13 protein-coding genes are annotated in these 17263 nt (G+C 67.9%); 10 read left to right on the top strand and 3 right to left on the bottom strand.

The annotated features are described in order from the left end of the window. Positions 1 to 167 precede the first annotated feature (167 nt). On the bottom strand, positions 168 to 3320 hold the full coding sequence (gene ileS / locus AB0I34_RS25740) for an isoleucine--tRNA ligase (RefSeq protein ID WP_360449452.1): 3153 nt from the start codon (positions 3318 to 3320) through the stop codon (positions 168 to 170). A 646-nt stretch (positions 3321 to 3966) separates the two neighbouring features. Between ileS and AB0I34_RS25735 the strand changes: the two genes are divergently transcribed. The 9 genes from AB0I34_RS25735 to AB0I34_RS25695 all read left to right on the top strand — a co-directional run bounded on the left by AB0I34_RS25735 (position 3967) and on the right by AB0I34_RS25695 (position 14784). Then, on the top strand, positions 3967 to 4653 hold the full coding sequence (locus tag AB0I34_RS25735) for a TraR/DksA C4-type zinc finger protein (protein ID WP_360449450.1): 687 nt from the start codon (positions 3967 to 3969) through the stop codon (positions 4651 to 4653). Continuing rightward, positions 4626 to 5258, top strand: coding sequence for a signal peptidase II (gene lspA / locus AB0I34_RS25730; protein WP_360449447.1), 633 nt, complete (start codon positions 4626 to 4628; stop codon positions 5256 to 5258). Before AB0I34_RS25735 ends, lspA begins: the two co-directional genes overlap by 28 nt. 17 nt (positions 5259 to 5275) lie before the next feature. Then, positions 5276 to 6184 carry an RluA family pseudouridine synthase gene (locus tag AB0I34_RS25725; RefSeq protein WP_360449597.1) on the top strand — a complete coding sequence of 303 codons (909 nt, stop codon included), beginning with the start codon at positions 5276 to 5278 and terminating at the stop codon, positions 6182 to 6184. After that, complete coding sequence (locus AB0I34_RS25720) at positions 6181 to 6786, top strand: Type 1 glutamine amidotransferase-like domain-containing protein (RefSeq protein WP_360449444.1); 606 nt, start codon at positions 6181 to 6183, stop codon at positions 6784 to 6786. Before AB0I34_RS25725 ends, AB0I34_RS25720 begins: the two co-directional genes overlap by 4 nt. Before the next feature lie 128 nt (positions 6787 to 6914). Beyond that, entirely contained in the window at positions 6915 to 7904 is a 990-nt protein-coding gene (locus tag AB0I34_RS25715) for a type IV toxin-antitoxin system AbiEi family antitoxin domain-containing protein (protein ID WP_360449442.1), read from the top strand. A gap of 192 nt (positions 7905 to 8096) precedes the next feature. Further along, complete coding sequence (dnaE, locus tag AB0I34_RS25710) at positions 8097 to 11645, top strand: DNA polymerase III subunit alpha (RefSeq protein ID WP_360449440.1); 3549 nt, start codon at positions 8097 to 8099, stop codon at positions 11643 to 11645. A gap of 80 nt (positions 11646 to 11725) precedes the next feature. Next, a complete protein-coding gene (locus AB0I34_RS25705; RefSeq protein WP_360449437.1) occupies positions 11726 to 12346 on the top strand; it encodes a hypothetical protein in 621 nt (206 codons plus the stop codon). Between the two features lie 78 nt (positions 12347 to 12424). After that, positions 12425 to 14284, top strand: coding sequence for a DUF3352 domain-containing protein (locus tag AB0I34_RS25700; RefSeq protein WP_360449435.1), 1860 nt, complete (start codon positions 12425 to 12427; stop codon positions 14282 to 14284). 128 nt (positions 14285 to 14412) lie between these two features. Then, positions 14413 to 14784: a VOC family protein gene (locus tag AB0I34_RS25695; RefSeq protein WP_360449433.1), complete on the top strand. Its 372-nt coding sequence runs from the start codon at positions 14413 to 14415 to the stop codon at positions 14782 to 14784. Here the strand turns inward: AB0I34_RS25695 and AB0I34_RS25690 are convergent. Then, positions 14775 to 15542 carry an SDR family NAD(P)-dependent oxidoreductase gene (locus tag AB0I34_RS25690; protein WP_360449431.1) on the bottom strand — a complete coding sequence of 256 codons (768 nt, stop codon included), beginning with the start codon at positions 15540 to 15542 and terminating at the stop codon, positions 14775 to 14777. The genes AB0I34_RS25695 and AB0I34_RS25690 overlap by 10 nt on opposite strands. Positions 15543 to 15560: 18 nt before the next feature. Then, complete coding sequence (locus AB0I34_RS25685) at positions 15561 to 16280, bottom strand: SDR family oxidoreductase (RefSeq protein WP_360449429.1); 720 nt, start codon at positions 16278 to 16280, stop codon at positions 15561 to 15563. Positions 16281 to 16383: 103 nt separating this feature from the next. Here AB0I34_RS25685 and AB0I34_RS25680 point away from each other — a divergent pair, with 103 nt between their 5' ends. After that, the gene (locus AB0I34_RS25680; RefSeq protein WP_360449426.1) at positions 16384 to 17259 is read left to right on the top strand and encodes a LysR substrate-binding domain-containing protein; all 876 of its coding nucleotides are present in this window, start codon (positions 16384 to 16386) and stop codon (positions 17257 to 17259) included. Positions 17260 to 17263 lie beyond the last annotated feature (4 nt).

Below are 17263 nucleotides of genomic sequence, written 5' to 3'. Positions count from 1 at the left end.
AGCCGCCTGCCGATGGTTGACCCACCGTCCGGTGGGTCAGCCCACCAAATGGGCATGGACGAACGAACGGACAGGCGGGCGGACGGGCGAGCATGCGGGCGGGGTGGATGGGTGGAGTGGGGTGGATGGGTGGGGTGAGGGGGATGGGTGGGGTGAGGGGGATGGGGTCAGGCTTTGGCTAGCCAGTAGGTGAGGTGCAGGTCGTCTTCGGTGCCGGTGGCAACGTCCGGCGACTCGGTCGGGGCCGAGTGCGCCAGCTCGACTGCCAGGACCTCGCGGGCGATCTCGTCGCTGTGCTTGCCGAGGGCATCGGTCAGGTCGGTGTCGGTCGAGGTGAGCCAGACCTTGATCCGGTCCGAGACCTCGAGGCCGGCGTTCTTCCGGGCTTCCTGCAGGGTCCGGATGACCTCGCGGGCCAGGCCGGCCTGCTTGAGCTCCGGCGTGACCTCGAGGTCGAGGGCAACGGTTTCGCCCTGCTCGTTCACCACGGACCAGCCTTCGCGCGGCCGCTCCGACAGCAGCACCTCGGACTCGCCGACCTCGACGTTCTCACCGTCCACCACGACGGTCGCCGTACCCGACTCCTTCAGGGACGCGGCGAGGGCGGCGGCGTCGGCCGCGGCGATCGCGGCGGCGACCACCGGGGTCTGCTTGGCGAACCGTTTGCCGAGCTCGCGGAAGTTGCCCTTCGCGGAGAACTCGACCAGGTCCGCGCCGGCGGAGGAGAGCGGTTCGACCGAACCGACGTTGAGCTCGTCGGCGATCTCGCGCAGCAACTGCGGAGACAGGTCGGCGATCGCCGCCGATCCGACCAGCGCCCGGGACAACGGCTGGCGCGTGCGCACCTTCGCCTCGGCCCGCGCCGAGCGGCCGAGCTCGACCACGCGACGTGCCATCGACACATGCTGTGCGAGTGCATCGTCGATGAGGCTCTCGTCGTACGCCGGGAACGTTGTCAGGTGCACCGACTCCGCGAGCCCGGGCGTGACCGGGCGGAACACGTCCTGCCAGACCCACTCGGTGACGAACGGCGTCAGCGGCGCCATCACCCGGGTCAGCGTCTCGAGCGTCTCGTGCAGCGTCGCCAGCGCGCCGGGGTCACCGGCCCAGAACCGGCGGCGCGAACGCCGGACGTACCAGTTCGAGAGCACGTCGACGAAGCCGCCGATCGCGGTGCCAAGCTTCTGCGTGTCGTAGACGGCGTACGCCTCGTCGGCGTCGCGGACCAGCCGGTGCGTCTCGCCGACCAGCCAGCGGTCCAGCACCGATCGCTCGGCGACCGGCGGCGCGTCCGTGGGTGACCAGTCGGCCAGCCGCGCGTACAGAGCGTGGAAGGCGACCGTGTTCCAGTAGGTGAGCAGCACCTTCCGGATGATCTCGTTCAGCACGTTCGGTCCGATGCCGCGCGCCTTCCACGGCGACCCGGACGCGGCCATGAACCAGCGCAACGCGTCCGCGCCGTGGTCGTCCATCAGCGGGATCGGCTCGAGGATGTTGCCCAGGTGCTTGGACATCTTCCGGCCGTCCTCGGCCATGATCAGGCCGAGGCAGACGACATCGCGGTACGGCGACTCGTCGAACACCAGCGTGCCGATCGCCATCAGCGTGTAGAACCAGCCGCGGGTCTGGTCGATCGCCTCGGAGATGAAGTTGGCCGGATACGTCTGCTCGAACTTCTCCTTCGAGCCCTCGACCCAGGGGTAGCCCCACTGCGCGAACGGCATCGAGCCCGAGTCGTACCAGGCGTCGATCACCTCGGGCACCCGGCGGGACTCCGCGCCGCAGGTCGGGCAGACGAAGGTGATGTCGTCGACGTACGGCCGGTGCGGGTCGGTCTCGCTCACGTCGCGTCCGGCCAGCTCACTGAGCTCGGCCAGCGACCCGACGCAGACCTGGTGGTCGTCCGCGCACCGCCAGATCGGCAGCGGCGTACCCCAGTAGCGGGTCCGGGAGACGGCCCAGTCGATGTTGTTGCGCAGCCAGTCGCCGTACCGGCCCCACTTGACCGAGTCCGGGTACCAGTTGGTCTTCTCGTTCTCGCGGAGCAGCGCGTCCTTCACCTGGGTGGTGCGGATGTACCAGGAGGGGAGGGCGTAGTACATGACCGGGGTGTGGCAGCGCCAGCAGTGCGGGTACGGGTGCTCGTACGGCACGTGCTTGTAGAGCAGGCCGCGGTCCTGGAGGTCCTTGACCAGGGTCTCGTCGGCCTTCTTGAAGAACTGCCCGCCGACCAGCGGCACGTCGGCGGCGAAGTGGCCGTTGCTGTCGACCGGGTTCACGACCGGCAGGTCGTACGCGCGGCTGACCGCGAGGTCGTCCGCGCCGAACGCGGGGGACTGGTGCACCAGACCGGTGCCGTCCTCAGTGGTGACGTACTCGGCGAGTACGACGTAGTGCGCCGGCTCGGGGAACTCGACAAGCTCGAACGGTCGCTGGTAGGTCCAACGCTCCATCTCACGACCGCCGTACCGGCCGGTCACCGTCCAGCCCTCACCTAGCCGGTCCAGCAGCGGCTCTGCCACGACAAGCGACTCGGTGCCGTCGGTCGCGACGACGTACTCGACGTCGGGATGAACTGCGACAGCAGTGTTTGAAACGAGCGTCCAAGGTGTCGTCGTCCAGACCAGCAGCGACGCCTGGTCGGCCAGAGGTCCGGAGGTGAGCGGGAAGCGGACGTAGACCGAGGGGTCGACGACCGTCTCGTAGCCCTGGGCCAACTCGTGGTCGGACAGGCCAGTGCCACAGCGCGGGCAGTACGGCGTGATGCGGTAGTCCTCGACCAGCAGACCCTTGTCATGGATCTGCTTCAGCGACCACCAGACCGACTGCACGTACGGCGCGTCCATGGTCCAGTACGGGTGCTCCATGTCCACCCAGTAGCCCATCCGCCGCGTCATGTCCTCGAACGCTTCCACGTGCCGCAGGACCGACTCGCGGCACTTGGCGTTGAAGGCGGCGATGCCGTACGCCTCGATGTCGTTCTTGCCGGTGAAACCGAGTTCCTTCTCCACCGCGACCTCGACCGGCAGGCCGTGGCAGTCCCAGCCGGCCTTGCGCTCGACCCAGAAGCCCTTCATGGTCTGATAGCGCGGGAACACGTCCTTGAAGACGCGGGCCTCGATGTGGTGGGTGCCGGGCATGCCGTTCGCCGTCGGCGGGCCTTCGAAGAACGTCCACGGCTGTCCGCCCGCGGTCTGCTCGAGGCTCTTGGCGAAGGGATCGTTCTCGTCCCACCGGGTGAGCACCTCGCGCTCGAGCGCGGGGAAGTCAACTTGTGCCGGGACCTGCCGCCACGGGGTCCTCGGGGTGTCTGCCGCCATCGTTACGTCGTCCTTCGTCGCCAGTGACCTGCTGACGAGGGACGAAGTACCAGGCTTTGGTCGCCGGATACCGCGCGGTACCACCCTCCTTGGTAACTCCGGGTGGAGCTACCCACTTCCTTCCCGCGCCGCGGCCGGTTCTAATAGGTCCTTGCGGACCGTTCTTCCGGCGGCTCCGGGGTGATGGCCCCATCACTGCCTTTGCGGATCGCGGTTGTCAGTGTACGGCGTAGTACCAGGCAACTACGAATCGTTAAGTGACCGGGGCCGGCGGGGTGAGGCAGTGAAAAGCACTGGTCAGGGGAGGATTCAGGGATGAGAATTCTCCCGCGGGCTCGGGTGCTTCCGGACCTCGGTCTGCGGTAGGACGTCAAAGGGGGAGGAGAGCGACATCCGGCGGGGCGTCGAACAGATGCTCGGCTGAATTCCAGTTGGGTCCGAACTGATGCTCGTTCGGAACGAAACAGACTCGGGTGGTGAGACAGTCGCAGATGCGACTGTGACGCGCGGAACATCGAGTGGCCTTGAAGAACCGACTACCGTATGTCCACGGTCTGCGCGTCGGACTGGCACGTGGTGAACACGTGGCCTAATGTCTTGCGACCAGTCCGCTTCAGTCTCCGACGAAGGCAGGGGGTAGCTGACCATGGCTACATCGGCTCCCAAGAAGACCGCCCCCCAACGCACCGCCGCGGCCAAGAAGAGCGCCGCGAAGAAGACGACCGAGCAGGCCAAGACCACGGCCCGCAAGAAGGCGCCGGCGAAGACCTCACCGGCCAAGAAGACTTCCGCGGCGAAGAAATCCACAAGTTCGGCCGCGGCGAAGAAGACAGCTGCGAAGACCCCTGCCAAGAAAGCTCCGACGAAGAGGGTGGCCATGAAGACGAACGAGAACAGGGCCCCGGCAACGGCGCCGGCGAAGTCCGCAGCACGCAAGGCTGAGACCCTCGCGGTGAAATCCGGGGAGACCCCGTGGACGACGGCCGAGCTGGCCGAACTGCGCGGCGAGCTGGAGGCCGACGTGGTGCACCTGCGGGAGGAGATCCGCGACGCCGAGCAGGAGATCGTGGGCCTGCTCCGCGACGGCGGTGACGGAGCCGGTAACGACCAGGCCGACGTCGGCTCCACCACGCTGGAGCGCGACCACGAGATGTCGCTGGCCAACAACGCCCGGGACATGCTGGACCAGATCGAGCGGGCCCTGGCCCGGATCGAGAACGGCACCTACGGCGTCTGTGAGAGCTGTGGCAACCCGATCGGCAAGGGTCGGTTGCAGGCGTTCCCGCGTGCGACACTGTGCGTGTCATGCAAAGAACGCGAAGAACGTCGCTGAACCACACCTCGTCCCGTCAGGCGGGGGACGACGCTGAACCGACGCCGGAACCGGCCGACCACGAGTCGGCCGGTTCTCCGTCGTCTCCGGACCCTGCCACGCCGCCGCCGAAGAAGTCCTGGAAGTGGACCCTCATCTTCGCCGTCGTGGGGCTGGTCATCCTCGGGCTGGATCAGTTGACGAAGGCTCTGGCGCTCCAGCATCTGACGCCGGGTGAGCCGGTGAACGTGATCGGGAGCCTGCTGAAGTTCAACCTGATCCGGAACTCGGGAGCCGCGTTCAGTCTCGGCGCCGGGTATACGCCGTACATCAGCGTCATCCAGATCACCGTCGCGGCCGGGGTCATCTACCTGTCCCGGCGACTGGGGTCGGTGGGCTGGGCGATCGCGTTCGGGCTGCTGTTCGGCGGTGCGGTCGGCAACATCATGGATCGGGTCTTCCGCGAGCCGTCGCCGTTCCACGGGCACGTCATCGACTTCCTGCAGACCCCGCACTGGGCGATCTTCAACGTCGCCGACATGGCGGTCACCACGGCCGCCTGCCTGCTGGTGCTCCAGACTCTGCGCGGCGTCCGCCTGGACGGTACGAAAGACCACCGGAAGTGAGTGACTCCCGGACCGTGATGGTGCCGGATGGGCTGGCCGGCGAGCGCCTGGACGCGGCGCTGTCCCGCCTGTTCGGCGTGTCCCGGACCAAGGCCGCCGAGCTGATCGAGTCCGGCCTGGTCCAGGTCGACGGTGCCCCGGCTCCGAAGTCGTCCCGGGTGGCGGCCGGCGTACTGCTGGACGTCGAACTACCGGCTCCGCCCGCCGCGGTGACCGTCGTGCCCGAGACCGTGGACAACCTCCGAATCGTGTACGACGACGACGAGATCATCGTGGTCGACAAACCGGTCGGAGTCGCCGCGCACCCGTCGCCCGGCTGGACCGGCCCGACCGTGATCGGCCACCTGGCCGGAGCCGGCTTCACGATCTCCACCAGCGGCGCTGCCGAGCGCAAGGGCATCGTGCACCGGCTCGATGTCGGCACCTCCGGGTTGATGGTCGTCGCCAAGACCGAGTACGCGTACACCGTGCTCAAGCGCGCCTTCAAGGAGCGCACGGTCAAGAAGATCTACCACGCGCTGGTCCAGGGCCACCCGGACCCGTTCACCGGGACCGTGGACGCGCCGATCGACCGGCACCCGCACCACGACTACAAGTTCGGCGTCGTCGCGGGCGGCAAGCCGAGCGTCACTCACTACGAGACGCTCGAGGCGTTCCGGTACGCGACCCTGCTCGAGATCACCCTCGAGACCGGCCGCACCCACCAGATCCGCGTGCACATGTCCGCCATCGGCCATCCGTGCTGCGGCGACCTGACGTACGGCGCCGACCCGGTGCTCGCCGAGCGGCTCCAGCTCACCCGGCAGTGGCTGCATGCCATGCGCCTCGGCTTCAACCACCCCGGCACCGGCGAGTACGTCGAGTTCACCTCGGAGTACCCGGACGACCTCGACCACGCGCTGGACCTGCTCGTGGACTCGCAGTGAGGCTGTACCTGTCTTCCTTCCGTCTGGGTGACCATCCCGAGCGCCTGGTGGCACTCCTGCCACCGAGCGGCCGGGTCGCCGTCATCTGCAACTCGATCGACTTCGAGGAGCCTGGCGAACGCAAGGAGAAGGTGGCGGCCGAGATCACCTGGCTGACCGAACTGGGTCTGCGTCCCGAGGAGCTCGATCTCCGGGAGTCCGCCGATTTCTCGACGTACGACGGAGTCTGGGTCCGCGGGGGGAACGTCTTCGTCCTCCGCGAGGCGATGGCGCGCTCCGGTGCCGACCGGATCCTCCCTGATCTGATCCGCTCCGACCACCTGGTGTACGCCGGGTACAGCGCGGGGCCGTGCGTCCTCGCGCCCAGCCTGCGCGGGCTCGAACTATGCGACGACGTCGACGCGGTCGAAGGCGAGGTGATCTGGGACGGTCTCGGTGTCCTCGACCACGCCATCGTCCCGCACCTGAACTCCCCCGGCCACCCGGAAATGGAGCTCCTGGAGAAAGTCGCTGCCCTCTACGACCGCACCAACGTCCCCTACCTCCCCATGCACGACGGCCAGGCCCTGGTCATCAACGGCCCCCACCGCACCCTCACCTGATCCCCTCTGTTTGGTTTGGGGAGCGGAATGGACGTGGAACGACGTGCAGAACTCCCCAGTCGTGGTGGTTGTCCACAGGGGGAGAGGTGGGAGGGCGGGGGGTGTGGGGGTGAGGGCATGTTGTGGGTGTGAATTGGGATGCGGACGAGTTTGTTGGGGATCGGCGGCGGCAGTTGGGGGCGTTCACCCGGGCGCAGGCGAACGCGTACGGCGTATCGGATCGGTCGCTCGCCATGCGATGCCGATCCGGACGGATCGAGCGGGTCTATCAGGGTGTGTACGTCGATTTCTCCGGCCCTGTTCCGTGGGAGACGCGGCTGTGGGCTGCCTGGTTGGCGTACGGACCGGAAGCGGCCCTGGCTGGAGAGACGGCGCTTCGAAGGTACGGACTCGACGGGGACTGGGGTGACGTGGTCCGGCTGGAGATTCCGCACCACCGCCGGGTGCGCGGTCGGGCGGGCGTCGTCCTGACTCGCTCCCGCGAGTTCGACAGTCGGGTCGTCGCGGCCCGCGAACCCCGGATAGTGCGGATCGAGGTCGCTGTCCTCTCGGTCGCGAGTCGCCGCCCCAGGCTCGAGACCGCGGCGGCGCTCGTACTCGACGCCTGTCGCCAGCGTCGTACGACCCCACAACGTCTGCAATCGGAGCTGGATCGGCAGCACCGCCTTCCCCGGCGCGCGGCCCTCGGCGAAGTACTTCGGGACGCGACCAAAGGGGTCGAGTCGTTCCTGGAGCTCACCTACCTGCGCAAGGTTGAACGGGCGCACGGTCTCCCGGCCGCCGTGAGGCAGGTCCGAGTCGCCGCCGGCGTCGGCGCTGTGTACCGGGATCTCGAGTATGACGAGTACGGTCTGATCGTCGAGCTCGACGGCCGTGCCGGGCACGAGGATGCCCGTTCCCGCTGGCGCGACATGAGCCGCGACAACGCCGCCCTGATGACGGCGAAGGCGACTCTCCGATTCGGGTACCAGTTGGTGGCCGACCCTTGCGCCGCGGCTGTCCAGGTAGCCCATGTCCTCCAATCCCGCGGCTGGCCCGGCACCCCCACCCGCTGCACCCCCACCTGCCCCCTCCCCTTCACGCGTTCGGATCTGGGGAGCGCAGCACACGCAAACTGACCAGCAGAACTCCCCAGTCACGGGTGGGGCGAGGGGAGGGGAGCGGGGGAGGGGAGCGGGGGAGGGTGACCGGATAGCGGGCGGATCGGGGTGGGTGGGGGGTTCGTCGGAGCGGCGGTTCACGGACTGTCGGTGGGGCGGATTAGGCTGCTGCGGTCACCTTCACTCACGCCCTGGGAGGTCTGCGAAGACATGGCGTCCAGCGACAGTTTCGTGCATCTACACGTGCACACCGAGTACTCCATGCTGGACGGCGCCGCGCGGATCGACGAGTTGTTCAAAACCGCCCATGACATGGGTCAGCCGGCGATCGCGACCACCGACCACGGCTACGTGTTCGGGGCCTACGAGTTCTGGAAGACCGCGAAGAAGTACGACGTCAAGCCGATCATCGGCGTCGAGGCGTACCTGACCCCGCACACGCATCGGAGCGAGCGGAAGCGGGTCAAGTGGGGCGACGCGAACTCGGGTCGCGACGACGTCTCCGGCAGTGGTGCGTACACCCACATGACGTTGCTGGCGAAGAACACCTCCGGCATGCACAACCTGTTCAGGATGAGCTCGCTGGCCAGCCTCGAGGGCTACTACTTCAAGCCCCGGATGGACCGCGAGCTGCTGAACACCTACGGCCAGGGCCTGATCGCGACCACCGGCTGCCCGTCCGGTGAGGTGCAGACCCGGCTCCGCCTCGGGCAGTACAAGGAGGCCGTCGAGGCTGCCGCGGAGTTCCGCGACATCTTCGGCAAGGAGAACTTCTACTGCGAGTTGATGGACCACGGCCTCGGCATCGAGCGGGACATCCAGAAGGACCTGCTCAAGCTGGCCCGGGAGCTCGGCCTGCCGCTGGTCGCGACCAACGACCTGCACTACACCAAGCCCGAGGACGCGACCGCGCACGCCGCGCTGCTGTGCGTGCAGTCCGGTTCGACCCTGTCCGACCCGAACCGGTTCAAGTTCGACGCGAACGAGTTCTACGTCAAGACCGCGGCCGAGATGCGCGAGGTCTGGAAGGAACTGCCGCAGGCGTGTGACAACACGCTGCTGATCGCCGAGCAGTGCGACGTCAGCTTCACCGAGGGCGAGGGCCGGTTCATGCCGCGCTTCCCCTGCCCGGAGGGACACAACGAGGAGTCCTGGTTCGTCGCCGAGGTCGAGACCGGTCTGCACTTCCGCTACCCCGACGGCATCCCGGACGCGGTCCGCAAGCAGGCCGAGTACGAGATCGAGGTCATCGTCGGGAAGGGGTACGCCGGCTACTTCCTCGTCGTCGCCGACTTCATCAACTGGGCCAAGAAGAACGGCATCCGGGTCGGACCGGGCCGTGGTTCGGGTGCCGGTTCGATGTGCGCGTACGCGATGAAGATCACCGACCTGGACCCGCTCCAGCACGGCCTGATCTTCGAGCGCTTCCTGAACCCGGAGCGGATGTCGATGCCCGACTTCGACGTCGACTTCGACGACCGCCGCCGCCCCGAGGTGATCCGCTACGTCACCGAGAAGTACGGCGACGACCGGGTCGCGATGATCGTCACCTACGGCACGATCAAGGCCAAGCAGGCGATCAAGGACGCCGGCCGGGTGCTGGACTACCCGTTCGCGATGGGCGACCGGATCACCAAGGCGATGCCGCCGACCGTGATGGGCAAGGACGTCCCGCTGTCCGGCATCTTCGACCCGCAGCACAAGCGGTACTCCGAGGCCGGCGAGTTCCGGCAGTTGTACGAGTCGGACCAGGACGTGCGCAAGATCGTCGACACCGCGCGCGGGCTGGAGAACCTGAAGCGCCAGTGGGGTGTGCACGCGGCCGGCGTGATCATGTCCAGCGAGCCGCTGATCGACCTGATCCCGATCATGCGCCGCGAGCAGGACGGCCAGGTCATCACCCAGTTCGACTACCCGAGCTGCGAGACGCTCGGCCTGGTCAAGATGGACTTCCTCGGCCTGCGCAACCTGACGATCATGGACGACGCGGTCAAGAACGTCGAGGCCAGCCGCGGCATCACGCTGGACCTGGACGAGCTGGCCAAGAGCCTGAACGACGGCCCGACCTTCGAGCTGCTCGGCCGCGGTGACACGCTCGGTGTGTTCCAGTTCGACGGCGGCCCGATGCGGGCGCTGCTGCGGCTGATGAAACCGGACGGCTTCGAGGACATCTCGGCCGTCGGCGCGCTGTACCGGCCCGGCCCGATGGGCGCGAACTCGCACACCAACTACGCCCTCCGGAAGAACGGGCAGCAGGAGGTCTCCTACCTGCACCCGGAGCTGGAGAAGGCGCTGGAGCCGATCCTCGGACCGACGTACGGGCTGATCGTCTACCAGGAGCAGGTGCTGAAGATCGCCCAGGAGCTGGCCGGCTACAGCCTGGGCAAAGCGGACCTGCTCCGCAAGGCGATGGGCAAGAAGAAGAAAGAGGTCCTCGACGCCGAGTACGTCGGCTTCGAGGAGGGCATGAAGTCGAACGGCTTCTCCGCCCAGTCGATCAAGGCGCTCTGGGACGTCCTGGTCCCGTTCTCCGACTACGCGTTCAACAAGGCGCACTCCGCGGCGTACGGGCTGGTCTCGTACTGGACGGCGTACCTGAAGGCGAACTACCCGGCGGAGTACATGGCCGCGGTCCTCACGTCCGTCAAGGACGACAAGGACAAGATGGCCATCTACCTGAACGAGTGCCGCCGGATGGGCATCAAGGTGCTACCGCCGGACGTGAACGAGTCGGACTCGAACTTCACCCCGGTCGGCACCGACATCCGCTTCGGCCTGTCCGCGATCCGCAACGTCGGCGTGAACGTGGTGGCCGAGGTCGTCGCGGCTCGCGAAGAGAAGGGCCGGTTCACCGACTTCGTCGACTTCATCGACAAGGTGCCGCTGCCGGTCTGCAACAAGCGGGTGATCGAGTCGCTGGCCAAGGCCGGTTCGTTCGACTCGATGAACCACGCCCGGCGCGCGGTCGTCGCGGTGCACGAGCAGGCCGTCGACGAGGCGATCGACCTGAAGCGGAACGAGGCGCACGGTCAGTTCGACCTGTTCTCGATGGGCGACGACGAGGCGGACGAGGGCGAGGGGAACAGCCGGCTCACCGTCACCGTTCCGGAGATCGAGGAGTGGGACAAGGCGACCAAGCTCGCGCACGAGCGCGACATGCTGGGGCTGTACGTCTCCGACCATCCGCTGTTCGGCGTCGAGCACGTGCTGACCAACGGCAGCGACTGCACCATCGGTCAACTGCTCGCCGACGAGGACCGGCCGGACGGCTCCCAGGTCACCATCGGCGGCCTGGTCACCGCGGTGCAGCGGAAGGTGAACAAGCGCGGCGACATCTACGCGATCGTCACCATCGAGGACCTGGAAGGTTCGATCGAGGTGATGATGTTCTCCTCCGCGTACCAGTTGCACGCACACCTGCTCACCAACGACGCGATCATCTTGATGAAGGGCCGGGTCCGGCGTCGTGAGGACCGGCTCGAGCTGAGCGGCTCCGAGGTGATCGTGCCGGACCTGACCGAAGGCCCGAGCGGGCCGGTGGTGATCACGATGCCGGTGAACCGGTGTACGCCGCCACTGGTCGAGCAACTGCGGGACGTGCTGCAGTCGCATCCCGGGATGACCGAGGTGCAGTTGCGCCTGCAGGCCCGCCAGAAGACCACGGTGATGCGGATCGGCGACCGGTTCCGCGTGACGCCGACGTCGTCGCTGATGGCGGATCTCAAGGCGCTCCTCGGACCTTCCTGCCTGGCCAGCTGAGGGGACCTGTGAACGAGTCGTCTTCCGTTGCCGACCGGGGCGGTGGGGTGGGGCAGCAAAGAATGAGCCACACTGTCGAGGTGAGTCAACAGGAGTCCGCACAGCCCTCGCCGTACGTCGCACCGCCCTCGGGGCTGCCGTTCGGTACGCCGCCGGCGACGGAGCCGGAGATGCCGTGGGCGAAGGCGATCCTGGTGACCGTCGTCGTGTTCCTGGTCGCCGGTGTGGTGGCCGGGTGGGCCTGGCAGCAGTTCTCGCCGCTGGCGCAGTACACGGTCGACGAGCGGGGCGGTGCTCTGGGCGAGGAGCAGATGACCCGGATCTTCGGGCCGGACGGCACATTCACCTCGATCGGGTTCGTGACCGCGCTGGTGCTGGGGGCCGCACTCTTCTGGTGGCTGCGCAACTACGGGCCGTGGTCGGTCGCGATCGTCGTACTCGGCGCCTGCATGGGTTCGGGAGTCGCGTGGGGTGTGGGCATGCTGCTCGGCCATGATCCGCTGCAGCAGCGACTGGAGGCGGCGAAGCCGGGAGACCTCGTGTCCGCCCCGCTGGAGCTGCATACCTGGACTCCGGCCGCGGCCTGGTTGGTCGGTGCCGCGCTGGCCGCAGCCGTCATCGCCGCCACCACCTGGCGCAGCGAGCCGGTTGCAACCACTTCGCAACCTGGCGCGTCAAACCCCCCGCCACCGGTGCACTAGTGTGTCCAGGTCGTGCCGCGCGAGAGCGCCGGACGACCTAGCCGGTGGGTGAGGCCACCGGACCACGCGAGGGAGCATATGTCCGACCAGAACATCCCGCCCAACCCGCCGTACCCAGGCGCCGGCGGTCCGCAGCACCCCCAGAACCCGTACGGCGGCCCCCCGCAGGGGCGGCGCCCGTACGCCGGTCCGCCGCAGGGACAAGGCCAGTACGGCGGCCCCGCTCAGCACGGCGCTCCGCAGGGTCAAGGCCAGTACGGCGGCCCCGCCCAGCACGGCGCTCCGCAGGGACAGCGCCCGATGGGTGCTCCCGGCAACCAGCAGGGTCCCTGGACGCAAGGCGCTCCGCAAGGTGCACCGCAGTACGGCCAGGCGCCGTCGCAGGGGCACCCAGGTCAGGCGCCGTACGGGCAGCAGCCTGGCGGACCAGGCGCGTACGAGCAGATGAACATCGGCGGACAGCCGCCGCAGGGGCCTGGGTTCGGTCCGGGGCAGTGGCAGGAGCCGAAGAAGCGCCGCGGCAAGGTGATCCCGCTGATCGCCGCGCTGGCCATGGTGCTGGTCGTCGCGGGCGGCGGAATCTTTGCCTACGGCAAGCTGAATGGCGGCGAGCAGCCGGAGGCCGTGCTGCCCGGCACCGCGGTCGCCTATGCCCGCGTGGACCTGAACCCATCGGCCGGCCAGAAGGTCGCCGCGATCCGGTTCCTGATGAAGTTCCCGTCGGTCAAGGAGAAGCTCGGCCTGACCGGTGACAAGGACGACCTGCGGCAGAAGCTGTTCGAGCAGATCAAGAAGTACGCCGGTGACGACCTCGCCGATGTGAACTACGACAAGGACATCAAGCCGTGGCTCGGCGAGCGCGCCGGTCTGGCCGCGCTGCCCGCCACCGACGGCAAGAAGGACCCGGACGTGGTGCTCGCCGTCCAGGTGAAGAGCGAGAGCGACGCGAACAAGGGCCTGGACAAGCTGCTGGCGAACGAGGACGAGAAGCCGGGCCGTGCGTTCAGCAACGGCTACGTCCTGCTCGCCGACAGCCAGGCGATCGTCGACACGGCGGTCGCCACCGCCAAGGACAACCCGCTGGAGAAGAACGCCAAGTTCAGCGCGGACATGGACAAGCTCGGCGAGCGCGGCTTCATGTCGGCCTGGGCGGACATTAAGGCCATTGCCTCGCTCTCCGGCCGGGTCGAGTCCGAGCAGTTGGCCGGCCTGGGCGACGCGAGCATGGCGGCGGCGCTGCGGTTCGACTCGCAGTACGTCGAGCTGAAGGGCATCGCCTCGGGGGATCAGAGCATCAAGGTCAACTCGGCCGACGCCGGTGACGTGATCGGCCAGTTGCCGGACAGCACCGCCGGTGCTCTCGCGGTGTCGGGTGGCGAGAGCCTGATCGACACGATGTGGAAGCAGATGGAGAAGGCGGCCAACGGCAACCTCGAGCAGCTCACCCAGGGCTTCGCCGAGGAGACCGGCCTGAAGCTGCCGGACGACCTGAAGGTTGTGCTGGGCAAGAACCTGGCCCTCGCGATCGACAAGGACACCTCGAACGGCCCGAAGATCGCGGCCCGGCTCGAGACCGACCCGGCCAAGGCCGAGCCGGTGGTGGAGAAGCTGACCACGCTGCTGCGGGACAAGTCCCGGGCGAACATCCCGGTCGAGTCGGCCAAGGACGACGACACGCTCGTGCTGGCGACCGACAAGGACTACGCCGACCAGGTGCTGAAGGGTGGCACGCTGGGCCAGACCGACAACTTCAAGCAGGCCCTGCCCGACACGAAGGGCGCGGTGTCGATCGGTTACATCGACTTCGAGGCCGCGGGTTCGCTGAGCGAACGGTTCAGCTCCGACAAGGACCTGGCCGCGCTGAAGTCCGGCGGCTTCGTCGCCCGCTCCACAGGGGACGGCCAGGCCGACTTCACCCTCCGGGTGGTCGCGAAGTAGTCGTTCCATCGAGAAACCCCGGACGGCAGCGGTATGCCGTCCGGGGTTTCTTGTGAAGTGATGTCGAAAACGCCGGTGCGGCTTCTACCTCCTGAGTGAAAGCACCTTTCACCGAGAAGGAGAACGAGATGAACCACCTCACCGGCATTCGGACCGTCGGCGTACCGGTGAACGACCAGGATCGTGCGGTCGCGTTCTACACCGAGACGCTGGGATTCGAGCTGTTGATGGATGCTCCGCTGCCGCAGTTCGGCGGTCGCTGGATCGTGGTCGCGCCGCCCGGCGCCGCGGCCAGCATCGCGCTCACCCCGGCCAGGGACGACAGCCCGGCCGGCATCGACACCGGCATCCGCCTGTCCAGCCCGGACGCCGAGGCGGCGCACGAGCACTTCCTCGCCGCAGGCGTCGAGACCGACGAACTGCTGAAGTGGCCGGACGTCCCGCCGATGTTCAGCCTCCGCGACCAGGACGGGAACCGGCTGTACGTCTCTCAGGAATGACCCGGCAGCGTCACGCCGGTGAGCGAGGCGCAGGCGTCCAGGAAGGCCGCCTGCACCTCCGGATCGGACGCGGCCGGATGCGTCCGGTGCGGCCGGAGGTGGTAGTAGTACCCACCGGTCGGCGTGCTCGCCGCGGTCGCGAGCCAGACCTGGGTCAGGTGCGCCTGGCCCAGGTCGCCGGGTGCACCGCGGCCGCCCATCTTGGTCGGGACCCAGCCCGGATCCACGGCGTTCGACAGTACGTCGGGCCACAGCCGGGCGACCGCGAAGGCGAGGATCACGTCGTGCAGCTTCGAGTCCGAGTACGCCTGCGCTCCCCGCCACCGCCGCCGTACCCACTGCAGGTCGTCGAGTACGACGTCCCCGCTCTCGTGCATGCCCGAACTCAGATAGATCAGCCGGTCTGGCCGATCGATCAGAGCGGTCAGCAGGTACGGCGCCAACGCGTTGACGGCGAACACGTGCTCCAGGCCGTCGACGGTCTCGATCCGTGGTTCCTGATAACCGACCGCCGCGTTGTGGATCACCACGTCGAACCGGCCCGACTCGTTCGCCTGCCGGGCCAGGTCGCGCGTCTGCGCGATACTCGCGAGATCGCCGGTCAGCGCGGCTTCGGCTCCGGGCAGAGCGGCCATGGCATCAGCCGCACGGGCTTCGTTGCGGGCATGGAGTACGACGTCATGCCCTTGATCGATGAGCTCGGAGGCCGCCAGCCGGCCGAGGCCGTCGGCGGAACCGGTGATCAGGATGCGTGCCACGGTGTCCACTCTGCCAGCTCAGACGAGGACATGGCCGCCGTCGACGGTGACGATGGTGCCGGTCGCGTAACCCTGGTTCATCAGGTAAACGTACGTCTCGGCGATGTCGGTGACCTCGCCGACCCGTCCGACCGGGAGCAGCCGCGCCGTCTCGTCGTACAAGGTCTGCTGGTCCTCGACGGACAGGTCCGACCACAGTGGCGAGCGGACGACGCCGGGCTTGACCGCGTTGACGCGGAGTGGTGAGAGTTCGACGGCGAGCGCCCGGACCAAAGAGTCCATGGCACCGCAGATGCTGGCCGCCACCGACCAGCCTGGACTGGGGCGGTCACCCGCGGCGCCGGTCGTCAGTACGACGGAGCCGCCCCGGCGGATCTTCGATGCGGCGGAGCTGACCGCACCGAGAGCGCCGAAGTACCGGAGCTGGAACGCCTGCCGGGCCCGCGCGAGGTCCATCGACTCGACCTCGAGCAGCGTGAGCGGTTCACCGGCCGTGAAGATCAGGTGGTCGAACGGGTCGAGACGATCGAAGAAACCCTTGACTGCCGCGGCGTCGGTCAGGTCCACCGCCTCGCCGGACACGGTCGCGGGGAGTGTGTCCAGCGCGCGCTTGACGGACTCGGGGTTGCTGGAGGCAACGATCACGGTGGCGCCCTGGGTGGCGGCGAGGTGGGCGGTCGCGAGCCCGATCCCCGACGTACCGCCGAGGACGACGACGCGCTGATCCTGCAAACTCATCAGAAGACTGCCTTTCGTGGTGGGGGATTCCCTTCCACGATGCGGGCGTCCGGCCGCCGGAGTCCAAGACCTGTTCCGGCGCCTGTAATACCCTGAAGGTATTATGGACGTCGACCTCCGCAAGCTCAGGTACTTCGTCGCCGTCGCCGAGGAGCTGCACTTCGGTCGGGCGGCGGAGCGACTGCACATCGCCCAGCCGGTGCTCTCCCGGCAGATCCGCGCGTTCGAGGACGAGCTCCGGGTCCAGCTCTTCGTCCGGACCAAGCGCGCCACCGAACTCACGCAGGCGGGTCGCCAGTTGCTCGACGACGCCCGGCCACTCCTCGCCTCAGCCGAGGCCGTGCGCCGCCGTGTCACTCAAGCAGCGCGGGGACCGAAGACCTTCACCGTCGGCTTCATGCCCGGCATCACCGTCACCCCAGCTGTTCGCGCCTTCGCCGCCGCACATCCCGAGGTCGAGGTCGAAGTGATCCGCACGACCTGGGATGACCAGGTGGACGTCCTGCACGACGGTCGCGTCGACGTCAGCATCGTGCGCCTGCCGATCGACCAGCAGGGCTTGAGCATCCGCCCGCTCTTCGAGGAGCCCAGGGTCGCGATGCTCCCGTCCGACCACCGCCTGGCCGGCAAACCGGTCATCGAGATCACCGACCTCGCCGACGAACACCTGCTCCAGGAGCCTGACGCCGTTCCCGAATGGCGTGACATCGCGCTGGAGTTGCGCGCCGGCGCACCGAAGCCGCTCCCCGCACTCCGCAGCGTCGAGGAGAAGCTCGAACACGTCGCCACCGGCACCGGCATCTCGATCCTCCCGCTGTCGGTCGCGACCTTCTACCACCGCTCCGACGTCGCCGCCGTACCGGTGAACGACCTCGCCACCAACAAGGTATGCCTGGCCTGGATCGCCTCCCGCCGCTCCCGCTTGATCTACGACTTCGCCGATCTGGCCGTCACCGTCGACTGGACTCCGCAGCGCTGAACTC

This window comes from Kribbella sp. NPDC050281 (assembly GCF_040655855.1).
Lineage (GTDB): Bacteria > Actinomycetota > Actinomycetes > Propionibacteriales > Kribbellaceae > Kribbella.
This window is presented reverse-complemented; position numbering and strand designations above follow the sequence as displayed.

Excerpts from the sequence above, each read along its gene's own strand:
- ileS (WP_360449452.1), bottom strand. The coding sequence starts at position 3,320 with ATGGCGGCAGACACCCCGAGGACCCCGTGGCGGCAGGTCCCGGCACAA.
- AB0I34_RS25735 (WP_360449450.1), top strand. The coding sequence starts at position 3,967 with ATGGCTACATCGGCTCCCAAGAAGACCGCCCCCCAACGCACCGCCGCG.
- lspA (WP_360449447.1), top strand. The coding sequence starts at position 4,626 with ATGCAAAGAACGCGAAGAACGTCGCTGAACCACACCTCGTCCCGTCAG.
- AB0I34_RS25725 (WP_360449597.1), top strand. The coding sequence starts at position 5,276 with ATGGTGCCGGATGGGCTGGCCGGCGAGCGCCTGGACGCGGCGCTGTCC.
- dnaE (WP_360449440.1), top strand. The coding sequence starts at position 8,097 with ATGGCGTCCAGCGACAGTTTCGTGCATCTACACGTGCACACCGAGTAC.
- AB0I34_RS25700 (WP_360449435.1), top strand. The coding sequence starts at position 12,425 with ATGTCCGACCAGAACATCCCGCCCAACCCGCCGTACCCAGGCGCCGGC.
- AB0I34_RS25695 (WP_360449433.1), top strand. The coding sequence starts at position 14,413 with ATGAACCACCTCACCGGCATTCGGACCGTCGGCGTACCGGTGAACGAC.
- AB0I34_RS25685 (WP_360449429.1), bottom strand. The coding sequence starts at position 16,280 with ATGAGTTTGCAGGATCAGCGCGTCGTCGTCCTCGGCGGTACGTCGGGG.
- AB0I34_RS25680 (WP_360449426.1), top strand. The coding sequence starts at position 16,384 with ATGGACGTCGACCTCCGCAAGCTCAGGTACTTCGTCGCCGTCGCCGAG.